The sequence below is a fragment of the Streptomyces sp. NPDC013157 genome, assembly GCF_042899865.1.
Lineage (GTDB): Bacteria > Actinomycetota > Actinomycetes > Streptomycetales > Streptomycetaceae > Streptomyces.
Map to the genome: position 1 here is coordinate 482,774 of NZ_JBIBAK010000003.1, position 12,510 is coordinate 495,283.

Genomic DNA, 12,510 nt, shown 5'->3' on the forward strand with positions numbered 1-12,510 from the left:
CCGAGATCCCCCCACGCCCTTCGCCGTCACTTCTGCTTACTCACGGAGCACACGTGTGTACTTCGCATGACCACCCTCAGGGCGAGGCCGCGCAGGCCGGAGCCGGACGCCGCAGTTTCCTCCGGGCGACCGCGCTGCTCGGCGCCGCCGCCACCGCCGGGGTCGCGCTGCCCGACGTCGCCGACGCGTCCTCCGGCTCCGGCCGGCGGCCCGACCCGGAGAGCCGGCGCTTCACCCTCGCGGTGATGCCCGACACCCAGTACCTCTTCGACGGGCCGAGCATCAACCCGGCGCCCATCGAGGCGTCGCTGCGCTACCTCCTCGAGCACGGCGGCGAGTCCGACGAGAACATCGTCTTCCTGTCCCACCTCGGCGACCTCACCCAGAACGGCGCGGCGGAGGAGTTCGCCGCGATCAGCAAGGCGTTCGAGATCCTCGACCGGCGCGGGGTCGGCTACAGCGTGCTGGCCGGGAACCACGACATCAGGTCGTCCACGGACGACCAGCGCGGTGCCACGCCGTACCTGGACGCCTTCGGCCCGCAGCGCTTCGCAGACCAGCCGACGTTCGGCGGGGCCTCCGCGGACGGCTACAACACCTACCACCTGTTCAGGGCGGCCGGGCGCGAGTGGCTCGTGCTGGCGCTGGACTGGCGGCTGTCGGCCAAGGGGTACGCCTGGGCGAAGGACGTCATCGCCGCGCACCCCACGGCGCCGGTCATCCTCACCACGCACGAACTGGTCGTGGACGACGACGAGTTGTCGTCGTACGGGCAGCAGCTGTGGGACCAGCTGGTCGACGAGCACGACCAGATCTTCCTCACCCTGAACGGCCACTACTGGCCGGCCCGCCGCGCGACCCGCAAGAACGCGGCCGGCAACGACGTGCACCTGCACCTGACGAACTACCAGAACCGGTACTTCGGCGGCGCGGCGATGATCCGCCTCTACCACTTCGACCTGGACCGCGACGTCATCGACGTGGAAACGGTCTCGCCGTGGATCCTCGGCCGGGCCAAGAAGGGCCTGAACGAGCTGGAGCGGCAGGAGATGGAGCTGAGCGGCGACGCGGACCGCTTCTCCGTCGACATCGACTTCGCGGCCCGCTTCGAAGGCTTCGCCCCGGTGCCGGTCCGCCCGGCGCGGCCCGCCTCGCAGATGCTGGTCCGGGGCACGGCCGCCTACTGGCGGTTCGACTCGGCGGTCTCCGGCACGGTCCGTGACCTGTCCGGCAACGGCAACGACCTCACCGTGGTCCCGGTGGGCGGCGGCACCCTCGGCTGGTCGGCCGACCACCACCCGGACCAGCCGGGCCACGGCAGCCTGGAGTTCACCGGCTACAAGTCGCCGTTGAAGGGCGCCTACCTGCGGACCGTCGACGGCGCGCCGCTCAACTCGGCGACCTTCAAGGACGGTTACACCATCGAGGTGTTCTACCGGCTGCCCGCCGACTGGAACGCCTCGCACAACGCCTGGTCCGGACTGGTCAGCCGCACCGGCCGCAACGGCTCGGTCGGCACCGTCACCGACGACCCGGACGAGCCGCTCGCCACGCTCTCCCTCTCCGACGGCCCGGGCCCGCAGTGGGCCGTCCACCCGCTCAACCAGCAGCAGCTGGCCACCAACTGGGGCGACGAGACCGACCCGGAGATCTGGTGGCACCTCGCCGTCGTCAACGACGGCAAGCACACCACCATGTACGTGCAGGGCTGCCCGGTGGCCCGCAACCCGCACGCCGCCGCGGTCGGCATCGCCTCGTCCGGGAAGCCGTGGCTGCTCGGCGGCTACGAGTACGCCGACAAGATCGACCAGATCCTGTACGGCCGCCTCGGCGACGTCCGGATCGTCTCCCGGGCACTGCCCGTCTCCTCCTTCATGACCCACTGACCCCCGTTACGAGGATCGTCTTCATGACCGAGCAGCAGCTGCCCACCTGGGCGGACCCTGCCGTCTCCCCCGCCGACCTGGACGCCCAGGGCATGTCGAGGCGTGGACTCCTGCGCCGCGCGGGCCTGTTCGGCGCCGCGTTCGCGCTCGGGTCGGCGGCGACCCCCGCGTTCGCCGCGTCCGGCCGGGGCCTGGGCGGCGAGGACCCCCGCCTCGCCTACCTGGTCGGCGACCACCACGTGCACTCCGTGTACAGCCACGACGCCAAGTACACGTTCTCCCAGCAGGCCCGGGCCGCCGCGAAGTACGGCCTGGACTGGATGGTGTTCAACGAGCACTCCAACTTCGGGCACGCCTACTACGGCGCGAAGGCGGAGCACGCCGAGATCCTCAAGGCCCGTGCCGAGAACCCGCGCCAGCTGATCTTCCAGGGTCTGGAGTGGTACATCCCGGCCGCCGAGCACTGCACGGTGTTCGCCGCGCCGGGACCACACGAGACCGACCTGCTCACGCAGTTCGAGCTGGCCTACGACGGCAAGCTCCTGGGCTACACCGAGGGGTCGGCGGGCGCGGCCGACACCGCCCGCAACGAGGGGCACGCCGTCAAGGCCATCCAGTGGCTGGCCGAGCAGCGCCGCACCGGCTACGTCGACGACGTCCTCGTCCTCGCCAACCACCCGCTGCGGCTCGGCATCGACTCCCCGCACGAGATGCGCAACTGGCGGGACGCGGGGTGGGGTGGTGGGAACGAGGAGGCCGCCGAGATCATGATCGGCATGGAGGGCGCGCCCGGCGCCCAGGGTGCCGCGATCCCCGGCTGGCGCGGTGCCACCTCGATCCGCGGTGAGTACGAGAACAAGCCGTCCGCGCAGTCGTGGTCGGGCTACCCGGCGGACGCGTATCTGACGTACGGCGGCTTCGACTGGGCCACCGCGACGGTCGGCGGTCTGTGGGACGCCATGCTGTCCGAGGGCCGCCTGTTCACCATCACCACCAACTCCGACAACCACCGCACGGTCTTCGACACCTGGAAGAACGGCGACTGGCCGGCGGGGCAGAACTTCGACAACACCGGCAAGCTGCCCGACCCGGTGAACACCGACACGCCGCAGCCCGGCAGCGACTTCTGGCCCGGCGAGTTCAGCCGGACCCACGTCGGCGTCACCCGGTACGGCTACCGTGCGGTGATGGCGGGCCTGCGCGCGGGCCGGGTCTGGCTGGACCACGGGCACCTGCTGGACGGCCTCGACGTCCGGCTGAAGCGGGACTGCGACCACGGCGCCGGTGTCACGCTGGGTGGCCGGCTGCGCGTCCGCAAGGGCGAGCGGATCACCCTGAACGTGACGGTGACGACCGCGTCCCGGGCCAACGCCCAGGGCATCCTGCCCCAGTTGGCGCACGTCGACGTCATCCGGGGCGCCGTGCGCGGCCCGGTCGCCGACCGCGACACCTGGCAGGCGCCCGACACCAAGGTCGTCCAGACGAAGGACGTGTCGGGCCGCAAGGGCACCTACACCCTGCGCATCCCGGTCACGGCCGGGGACGAGTCCTTCTACGTCCGCCTGCGCGGCAGCGACGGCAAGCGCAACGGAACGGGCTACCTGGGCGCGGCGATCGACCCGCACGGCCCGATCCCGCACGAGCCGGGCAACGGCGACCCGTGGGCGGACACGTGGTTCTACTCGAACCCGATCTTCGTGGACGTGGTGAACTGAGCTGAGCTGAGCGCCCCATAGAGGCGCGGGGAACTGCGCGACCAGCCCGCACCGGCCCGCAGTTCCCCACCACAGCAAGCCCCTACGCGTAAAAGCGCGACAGGCTCTGCAGTACGGCTGCGGGCTTGGCCCCGCCCTCGATCTCGATCGTCCCGTCGACGGCGATCTGCACACCGCCCGGCACGTCCTCGACCTCCGCCAGCCTCGCGGCCAGCCGGATCCGCGAGCCCACCTTCACCGGGGACGGGAAACGCACCTTGTTCAGGCCGTAGTTGACCTTCGTGGTGACGCCCTGGACGTCCAGCAGCTCGGTGAACAGGGGGATGAACAACGACAGGGTGAGGTAGCCGTGGGCGATCGGGGCGCCGAAGGGGCCCGCGGCCGCCCGCTCCGGGTCGACGTGGATCCACTGGTGGTCGCCGGTGGCGTCGGCGAAGGTGTCGATGCGGTCCTGGGTGACCTCGATCCAGTCGCTGGTGCCGAGGTCGCTGCCCGAGAGCTTCTTCAGTTCGTCGAGTCCGTTGACCGTGACGCTCATGTCGCTTTCCTTACTGGGAGTCGGTGCCGTAGCGCTTGCGCACCCGGGCCTTGAGGAGTTTTCCGGAGGCGGTGCGCGGGAGTTCGTCGGCGAGCACCACCGATTTGGGGAGCTTGTACTTGGCGAGCCGCCCGGCCAGCGAGGCCAGCACCTCCTCGGGGTCGAGGACGGCACCCTCGCGGGGCACGACCACCGCGCGCGGCACCTCGCCCCACTTCTCGTCCGGTACGCCGATCACGGCGCACTCGACGATGTCGGGGTGGGCGAGGAGCAGGTCCTCGATCTCGGCGGGGTAGACGTTCTCACCGCCGGAGATGATCATGTCCTTGAGGCGGTCGACGATGAAGACGTAACCGTCCTCGTCGACCGTGGCCGCGTCCCCGCTGCGGAACCAGCCGTCCGCGAAGCAGGCCGCGGTCTCCTCCGGCAGCCCCCAGTAGCCGGGCATGACGTGGGGGCCGCGGACCACGACCTCGCCGGGCTCGCCGACGTCGACCGGGGTGAGGTCGGGACGCAGCACCCGCACGTCGCTGAAGAAGTGCGGTACGCCCGCCGAGCCCGCCTTGTCGATCGCGTGCTCGGCGTCGAGGAAGAGGGTGCCGGGCGAGGCCTCCGTCATGCCGTAGCCCTGGAGGAAGGTCAGGTCCCGCGCCTGGTAGGCGGCGATCAGCGGGGTCGGGACCGGGGAGCCGCCGCAGGTCAGGATGCGCAGCGAGGAGAGGTCCGCGGCGGGCCAGCGCGGGTGGCGGGCCACCTGCTCGAACATCGTGGGCACCCCGAACATGAAGGTGATCCGGTGCTGTTCGATCAGGTCGAGGGTGGTCCCCGGGTCGAAGGCCTCGACCAGGACGCAGGTGCCGCCCTTCAGGAGGACCGGCAGGGTGAGCATGTTCAGGCCCGCCGTGTGGAACAACGGGGCGGAGACCAGGGCACGTTCGTCGGCCATCAGGTCGGTGTCGACCAGGACGTTGAGCGCGTTCCAGGTGAGGTTGGCGTGGGTGAGCATGGCGCCCTTGGGGCGGCCGGTCGTCCCCGAGGTGTACATGATGATGCAGGTGTCGTCGGGGAGGACCGGCTCGTCGATCGTGTCGTCCGCCGCGGCCGCCAGCAACTCCTCGTACTCGGGGCCCACCTCGACGTAGGTCCGGACGTCGGTGGTGCCGGGCAGGCCCGCGACGAGTCCGGCGTGCGAGGGGCCGTACAGCAGGGCCTTGGCGCCGGAGTCGGCGAGCTGGTAGGCGATCTCGGGGCCGGCCAGGCGGGTGTTGAGCGGGACGAAGACCGCGCCGAGGGTACCGGCCGCGAACAGGGTCTCCAGGTAGGCGGGGTGGTTGGGGCCGAGGTAGGCGACCCGGTCGCCGCGGCGGACCCCCAGGGCGCGCAGGGCGTGCGCCAGGCGCGTGGTGCGGGTGTACAGCGTGCGGTAGTCGGTCTTCTCCTCACCGAACACCAAAGCCGTGCGGTGCGGGGTCTTGCGGGCCCGGCGTGCGGGCCACGATCCCAGTCCCTCGTTGCGCATCTGCGGCCCCTTACGGCGTGGCCAGCCCGAGCAGGCGGGCGGCGTTCTCCTTGAGGATCTTCGGCCTGACCTCGTCCTTGATCGGCAGCTTCGCGAAGTCGGCGAGCCACCGGTCGGGGGTGAGGACGGGGAAGTCGGAGCCGAAGAGGACCTTGTCCCTGAGCAGCGTGTTGGCGTACTGCACCAGCTGCGGCGGGAAGTACTTCGGCGACCAGCCGGACAGGTCGATGTGCACGCCCGGCTTGTGGGTGGCGACGGCGAGCGCCTCGTCCTGCCAGGGGAAGGACGGGTGCGCCAGGATGATCTTCAGGTGCGGGAAGTCGGCGGCCACGTCGTCCACGTGCAGGGGGTTGCTGTACTTCAGCCGGATGCCGCCGCCCCCGGGCACCCCGGCCCCGATGCCCGTCTGGCCGGTGTGGAAGAGGGCGATGGTGCCGGTCTCCTCGATCACCTCGTAGAGGCCGTAGGCCACCGCGCGGTCGTTCGGGAAGAAGCCCTGGATGCTGGGGTGGAACTTGAAGCCCTTCACCCCGTACTCCTCGACCAGGCGGCGGGCCTGCCGGATGCCGGCCCTGCCCCGGAAGGGGTCGACGGAGGCGAAGGGGATGAGGACGTCGGCGTTGGCGGCGGCGGCCTCGGCGACCTCCTCGTTGGGGACGGGCGCGGTGCCGGTGGCGGACTCGGCGTCCACCGTGAAGATCACGGCGGCCATGTTCCGTTCCCGGTAGTAGGCCGCGGTCTCCTCGATCGTCGGCTTCCGCTTGCCCTCGACCTTGAAGTAGGCGGCGGAGGCGTCGTGCAGGTCGTCGTCGAGGGAGGAGTGTCCCCGGGAGGAGACCTCCGCGTGGGTGTGGACGTCGATCGCGGTGAGGGATGCCAGGTCCATCACGCCTCCGGGAGCTTGGGCGCCGGGATGCCGACCGTCTGGAGTTCGGCGCCCACCGAGGTGGGGAAGGCCTCGGCCAGGGTGTCCGGGGTCCAGCCGCCGTCGGCGTAGGCCGCACTGATCTCCTGCGGATGCGACCAGAGTGCCACCTTGTCGCCGCCGATGCCGATGGCCTGGCCGGTGATCGAGCGGGCGGCCTCGGAGGCCAGGAAGGGCACGAGGGCCGCGCAGTCCTCGGGGGTGCCGAAGCCCTCGCCCTTGCGCAGGAAGCCCGGGAGCGGCTCGCCGTTCCGCATGGCCTCGATGTAGGGGGCGAAGGCGGGGATGGTCTCGGTCATCGCGGTGGCGGCCACCGGGACGATCGCGTTGACGGTGATGCCCGCCCGGCCCAGCTCCATCGACCAGGTGCGGGCCATGGCGGCGATGCCGGCCTTGGCGGCAGCGTAGTTGGTCTGGCCGAAGTTGCCGCGCTGGCCGGCCGGGGAGCCGACCAGGATCAGGGTGCCGCCCTCGCCCTGCTCGCGCATCCGGACGGCGGCGGCGCGGGCGCAGGTGAAGGTGCCCTTGAGGTGGGTGGTGACGACCGCGTCGAAGTCGTCGTCGGTCATCTTCCACAGCACCTTGTCGCGCAGGATGCCCGCGTTGGTGACGAGGATGTCGAGGCGGCCGAACTCCTGGACCGCCCTGTTCACGAGCCGGTCCGCGGCCTCTGCGGTGCCGACCGGGACCACCTCGGCGACGGCGGTGCCGCCGGCCGCGGTGATGGACTTCACGGCCTGCTCGGCGACGGTCTCGTCCACGTCGTTGACGACCACCGAGGCGCCGTGGGCGGCGAGGGCGTGGGCGTAGGCGAGGCCGAGACCCCGGCCGCTTCCGGTGACGACGGCGGCCTTGCCGGTGAGATCGATGGTGGGCACGGTCGGTCCCTTCACAGACGACGGCGGCGGCCCCTGAGGCCACCTGCGGCTTTCGAGATCGAAGCTAAGAGCAATAATTGTTGTCGTCAATAGTTGTTGTCGTCCCACGGGTGCCTCATGCTGGAATCTGTGCCACAGACCGCCCCGCCGCAGGGGCCAGGACCAGGGAGACCGCCATCACCCGCCAGCACACCGAGAACCCGACCTCGATCGACGCGGACGAGCCGTGGATGCGCGGGCTGCACGCGGACACGGGCTACCTGCTGTACCGCCTGGGTCTGCGCTCCGGGCAGGTCTTCAACACGTTCCTGCAGGAGTCGGGGCTGCGGCTGCGCCACTACGCGGTGCTGCGTTTCCTCGCCGGCTCGGAGGGCTCGCTCCAGCGGGAGCTGAGCACCCGGCTCGGCTACGACCCGAGCGCGATCGTCGGCCTGGTCGACGACCTGGAGAAGCTGGGTTTCGCCGAGCGGCGCCCCTCTCCCGACGACCGCCGCAGCCGGATCGTCGTCCTGACCGAGGCCGGCCGGGTGTTCCTGCGGGACACCGACGAGGCGGGCCAGCGGGTGACGAACGAACTGCTGGCCCCGCTGGAACCCGCCGAGCGGGCGACGCTCCACGCCCTGCTGCTGCGCGTCGCCGACCAGCCATGACCGCCGCCGCCCGCTCCGCGCCCGACCGGCTGCTCGCGGTTCTGGCCGCCTTCGACCACGGGCACCCGGCGCTGAGCCTGACGGACATCAGCCGCCGGGCCGCGCTCACCCTGACCACCGCGCACCGCCTGGTCGGCGCGCTCACCGCGTGGGGCGCGCTGGAACGGGACGCGGACGGGTTCTACCACGTGGGACTGCGGCTCTGGGAACTGGCCGCACTGGCGCCGCGCGGTCTCGCGCTGCGGCAGATCGCGCTGCCGTATCTGGAGGACCTGTACGAAGCGACGCACGAGAACGTGCAGCTGGCGGTGCGGGACGGGTCGGACGTCGTCTACATCGAGTGGCTGTCGGGGCGTTCGGCGGTGGGCGTGCACATCCGGGTGGGCGCCCGCTGGCCGCTGCACGCGACCGGAGTGGGGCTCGCCCTGCTCGCGCACGAGACGCCCGGCTTCCAGCAGGACTACTGCGCGGGCCCGTTGACGTCCTTCACGCCGTACACCGTCACCGATCCGGCCCGGCTGCGCCGCTCGCTGGCCGAAGTGCGGCGGACCGGCGCCGCGGTGAGCAGTCGTCAGGTCACCGACGACGCGCTGTCGGTGGCGGCTCCGGTGCGCGGGGCGACGGGACAGGTGGTGGCGGCCGTCTCGGTGGTGGTGCCCGAGGCCGACGCCCAGGTGCCGGTGCTGGTCCCGGCGGTGCGGCTGGCGGCCCGCGGGATCTCCCGGGCGCTGGGCTGGCAGCCGGACCGGACGGCGGGCCAGGCCCTGTAGCGTGTCCGGGTGACGGCGAGCGAGGTGTACCGGGAGCTGGGCGAGGCCGCCTGGGCATGGGTGCTGGGGCAGGTACGGGAGGACCAGGGGCCGTGGCTGCCGGAAGAGGTGCGTGACGAGGGCCCCGACCCGGCCCCCGGCGAGGACCGCGACTCGCTGTACGCGGGGATCGCGGGACTCGCCCCGGTGCTGGCCGAGATCGCGCGGTACCGTCCGCTGAGCGGGCCGGAACAGGCCCTGGCGGCCGGGATCGTGAGCCGCCTGTCCGCGCAGGCACCCGTCGTGACCGAACCCTCGCTCTACCTCGGCCTGGCGGGCCATGCCACGGCGCTGCGGCTCCTCGCCCCGGGCAGCGAGGCGGTCGTGCTGCGGCGGCTGGCCGAGCTGGCGACGCCCGAGGGCTGGCGGACCACCACCACGTTCGTGCCGGATTCCGACGCGCCCCTCAGCGACATCATCATGGGCGTCGCGGGCGTGGTCATGACGGCGGTCTGGGCGGGCGGCGAGTACGCGGAGCCGATCGCGACGACCGGCGGCGAGGCCCTGCTGCGGATGGCGGACCGCACGGAGACGGGCCTGGACTGGGGGATCTCGCCGACCACGGAGTGGCGGTGCCCGAACTACTCGCACGGCGCCGCCGGGGTGGGCGCCGCCCTGGCGGTGGCGGGCGCGGCGGTGCGGCGTGCGGACTTCGTCGCGGCCGCCGCGGACGCGGCCCGCCATGTACTGTCCGTGGGCTCGCTCGCGGACGGCGGTTTCGTCGTCCCGCACACGATCCCGCCGTCGAAGCGGGAGGTGGAACCGGTCACGTACACCTGGTGCCACGGCCCGGCGGGCACCTCGCACCTGTTCACCGCGCTCGCCCACGCGGGCGTCACCGAGGTGGCGGGGCACGGCGTCGCGGAGCTGCGGCAGCGCTGCCTGGCCTCGACCCTCGCCTCGGGGCTCCCGGAGCGGCTGCGCCCCGGGTTCTGGGACAACGACGGCCGCTGCTGCGGGACGGCCGGCGTCGGGGACATCGTCCTCGACGCGGCACAGGACCTCGCGGGGACACCGGGGGCGGACCCGCTGGTGGACGCCGCGCTCCGGATGGGCGACGCGCTGGTCGAGCGGGCCGTCAGAGACGGGGACGGGGCCCGCTGGCGCTTCGTGGAGTACCGCATCGAGACCCCGCTGCTGCCGCCGGGCACGTCCTGGATGCAGGGCGCGGCGGGCATCGCGGCCTACCTGCTGCGCCTCGCCCGGTACCTCGACACCGGTCCGGACGCCCCGGTCGTGGACCGCCCGGACCAGTGGTGGGCGGTGCCGGCGCGGGTGCGCCGTGAGCGGCCGACCCTGGTCAGCTGACCGCCGCCGTCGCCGTGTAGGTCACCTCGTCGTCCCCGTGGTGGGCGGTGCCGTGGCAGGTGAGCGCCGTGGCGGTGGAGACCCCGGGGCGGGTGACACGCCAGTGCACCGTGAGGTGCTCGCCGGGGTCCAGGCGGGGCGCGGTGGCCGCCTCCCGGGCGTGGGCGGTCCAGCCGCTCGGGGTGTCGAGGGTGAGCCGGGCGGCGTTCCACGGGCGCGCGGAGCCGTTGGCGAGTGTGGCGGTGACCGTGAACTCCGTGCCCCGGCCGCTGACTTCGAGGCTCACGCCGAACGGCTTGCGCGGATAGGCCGGCGCCCACGACGCGTGCATCAGCTTCACCAGCGCGTCCGCCCGGGCGGGCCGGGCGGCGGCCAGGTCGTGCTCCTCGCCGGGGTCCCGGGCCAGGTCGTACAGCTCCACGTCCCACTGGTCGTCCGGGGCGAGGCGGCTCTGGCCGGGCGCGAACCGGATCGCCTTGAGGTCGCCGTGCCGCAGGGCCTCGGCGAGCCGGTCGCCGCGGCCGTGGTCGGCGGCGTTCTGGCGGGCGGTGACGCCGTCGTGGTTGCGGTAGAAGTAGAGGCTGTCGTGGCGGGCGGTGTCGGCGGAGCCGCGCAGGAGCGGGGCGACGGAGAGGCCGTCGACGTCCGCGGGGGCGGGCGCGCCGGCGAGGTCGGCGAGGGTGGGCAGCAGGTCGGTGAGCGGGGTGGGCCGGTCGGTGGTGCCGGCCTTGACGTGCCGCGGGGACCAGGCGATGAACGGGACGCGGATGCCGCCCTCGTACAGGTTGCGCTTGTAGCCGCGCAGCGGGCCGTTGCCGTCGAAGAGGTCGGGGTCGGTGCCCGCCTCCTCGTGCGGTCCGTTGTCGCTGGTGACGAGGACGACGGTGCGGTCGGCGAGGCCGAGCGCGGTGAGCTTGTCGGTGACGTCGCCGACCAGGGTGTCGAAGGTGGTGACCTGGGCCGCGTGCCGCTTGTTGGGTCCGGTCCAGGGGCGGTCGGCGTACGCGCCGACGTGCGGGTCCTTGCTGGGGGCGTGCGGCACGGTCGGGGCGAGGTAGAGCAGGAGCGGCTCGTCGCGGTGGGTGTGGAGGAAGCCGAGGGCGCGTTCGGAGATGAGGTCGGGGGCGTAGACCTGCTGGGCGCCGCCCTTGTTCGCCGGGATCTCCTCGCGGGTGCCGTTGTGCCACAGGTAGTCGGGGAAGTAGTCGTGGGCGTGGTGGTGGGTGAGGTAGCCGTAGAACTCCTCGAACCCACGGGCGTTGGGGTGGCTCGGCTGGTCCGGGGCGTTGGGTCCGAAGCCCCACTTGCCGATCAGGCCGGTGCGGTAGCCGAGCGCCCTGAGCGCCTCCGCGAACGTGAAGTCCTTCTCGGTGAGGGCGCCCTGGCCGCCGGGTCCCCAGGGGTTGGTGCGCACGGTCGCGTGCCCGCTGTGCAGGCCGGTGAGCAGCGAGCAGCGCGAGGGCGCGCAGACCGGGGCGGGCGCGTAGGCCTGGGTGAAGCGCAGGCCCTCGGCGGCGAGGGTGTCCAGGCGCGGGGTGTGCATCAACTGCTGGCCGTAGAAGCCGAGTTCGCCGTAGCCGAGGTCGTCGGCGAGGATCACGACGAAGTTGGGCCGGTCCGACGGGTGCTGCGCGGCCGGTGCCGCGACGGCGGGCTTGACGGTGGGCCGGGGCTGCTCGGCGGCCGGCTGCGCCGCGTCCCCGTCCTCGCACCCCGCGACCGCCGCGAGCGCGACGGGCGCGGCGGCGGCCCCGGTGAGGAAGCGGCGGCGACTGGGCATACGGGTCCCCCGGTGTGACGGCGGTGCGAGGTACTGAGGAGATGATGATCGCAGCCATCTGTCCAGGACCATGCACACGCTTTGAATCCTCCCCATCCCTGTGGGAGGGGATTCCTGGCTCAGGCCGCCTCCTGGAGCAGCGCTCCAGGAGGTCTTATGCCATCAGTACCAGCCGGGTCGAGACCGGCCCGGACGAGCATCACGCGTGCAGAGTTCTTGTCCCGCGGGGACACGGCTTTGCATGCGGTGCAGGTGTAGGTGCGCTCACCCAGCGGCAGTGCGTGCTTGGCTCTCGCTCCGCACTGCGCGCAGTCCATCGTGGTGTACGCGGGGTGGACGAGGCGGATGTCCCGCCCGCCCGGAGGCTGGATACGGCGACGCCCCGCGTCGCTGTCACCGAATGCGGTTCCTCCCCTACCTGAACGCCGGGGCCTCCTCGCAAGACACCAGGTGAACCAGCGGGGGCGCCCGGCCGCCAGGTCGTCGAGGGCGAGTTCGCTCA

Annotated in this window: 10 protein-coding genes and 1 pseudogene; 5 read left to right on the forward strand and 6 right to left on the reverse strand. The window is 72.4% G+C overall.

Translation table 11 applies throughout. The features are described 5' to 3' along the window. Positions 1 to 53: 53 nt before the first annotated feature. Positions 54 to 1,886, forward strand: a complete 1,833-nt coding sequence (locus ACFY6U_RS12400; RefSeq protein ID WP_390037291.1) for a LamG-like jellyroll fold domain-containing protein — start codon at positions 54 to 56, stop codon at positions 1,884 to 1,886. 23 nt (positions 1,887 to 1,909) lie between these two features. Continuing rightward, a complete protein-coding gene (locus tag ACFY6U_RS12405; RefSeq protein ID WP_390037293.1) occupies positions 1,910 to 3,601 on the forward strand; it encodes a PHP domain-containing protein in 1,692 nt (563 codons plus the stop codon). Positions 3,602 to 3,683: 82 nt separating this feature from the next. Here ACFY6U_RS12405 and ACFY6U_RS12410 read toward each other — a convergent pair whose 3' ends face one another. Genes ACFY6U_RS12410 through ACFY6U_RS12425 form a run of 4 tightly spaced genes read right to left on the reverse strand, consistent with a single transcriptional unit; the run spans position 3,684 to position 7,461 of the window. Further along, positions 3,684 to 4,139, reverse strand: a complete 456-nt coding sequence (locus ACFY6U_RS12410) for a MaoC family dehydratase (protein WP_390037295.1) — start codon at positions 4,137 to 4,139, stop codon at positions 3,684 to 3,686. A gap of 10 nt (positions 4,140 to 4,149) precedes the next feature. Next, a complete protein-coding gene (locus tag ACFY6U_RS12415) occupies positions 4,150 to 5,658 on the reverse strand; it encodes a long-chain fatty acid--CoA ligase (RefSeq protein ID WP_390037297.1) in 1,509 nt (502 codons plus the stop codon). A 10-nt stretch (positions 5,659 to 5,668) separates the two neighbouring features. Further along, entirely contained in the window at positions 5,669 to 6,544 is an 876-nt protein-coding gene (locus ACFY6U_RS12420) for an amidohydrolase family protein (RefSeq protein ID WP_390037299.1), read from the reverse strand. After that, positions 6,544 to 7,461 carry an SDR family oxidoreductase gene (locus ACFY6U_RS12425; RefSeq protein WP_351498444.1) on the reverse strand — a complete coding sequence of 306 codons (918 nt, stop codon included), beginning with the start codon at positions 7,459 to 7,461 and terminating at the stop codon, positions 6,544 to 6,546. Before ACFY6U_RS12425 ends, ACFY6U_RS12420 begins: the two co-directional genes overlap by 1 nt. Positions 7,462 to 7,691: 230 nt before the next feature. Between ACFY6U_RS12425 and ACFY6U_RS12430 the strand changes: the two genes are divergently transcribed. The 3 genes from ACFY6U_RS12430 to ACFY6U_RS12440 are packed head-to-tail and all read left to right on the forward strand — an operon-like array spanning position 7,692 to position 10,228. Then, positions 7,692 to 8,111, forward strand: coding sequence for a MarR family winged helix-turn-helix transcriptional regulator (locus tag ACFY6U_RS12430; RefSeq protein WP_390037651.1), 420 nt, complete (start codon positions 7,692 to 7,694; stop codon positions 8,109 to 8,111). Further along, a complete protein-coding gene (locus ACFY6U_RS12435) occupies positions 8,108 to 8,881 on the forward strand; it encodes an IclR family transcriptional regulator (protein ID WP_390037301.1) in 774 nt (257 codons plus the stop codon). Before ACFY6U_RS12430 ends, ACFY6U_RS12435 begins: the two co-directional genes overlap by 4 nt. 9 nt (positions 8,882 to 8,890) lie before the next feature. Next, a complete protein-coding gene (locus tag ACFY6U_RS12440; protein WP_390037303.1) occupies positions 8,891 to 10,228 on the forward strand; it encodes a lanthionine synthetase LanC family protein in 1,338 nt (445 codons plus the stop codon). Here the strand turns inward: ACFY6U_RS12440 and ACFY6U_RS12445 are convergent. Together ACFY6U_RS12445 and ACFY6U_RS12450 are read right to left on the reverse strand one after the other, a co-directional pair. Then, positions 10,221 to 12,008, reverse strand: a complete 1,788-nt coding sequence (locus ACFY6U_RS12445; RefSeq protein WP_390037305.1) for a sulfatase-like hydrolase/transferase — start codon at positions 12,006 to 12,008, stop codon at positions 10,221 to 10,223. The two genes, ACFY6U_RS12440 and ACFY6U_RS12445, sit on opposite strands and share 8 nt — an antisense overlap. 119 nt (positions 12,009 to 12,127) lie before the next feature. Beyond that, positions 12,128 to 12,364 (reverse strand): annotated as a pseudogene (locus tag ACFY6U_RS12450) (zinc ribbon domain-containing protein); the annotation flags it as partial. Positions 12,365 to 12,510: the final 146 nt, after the last annotated feature.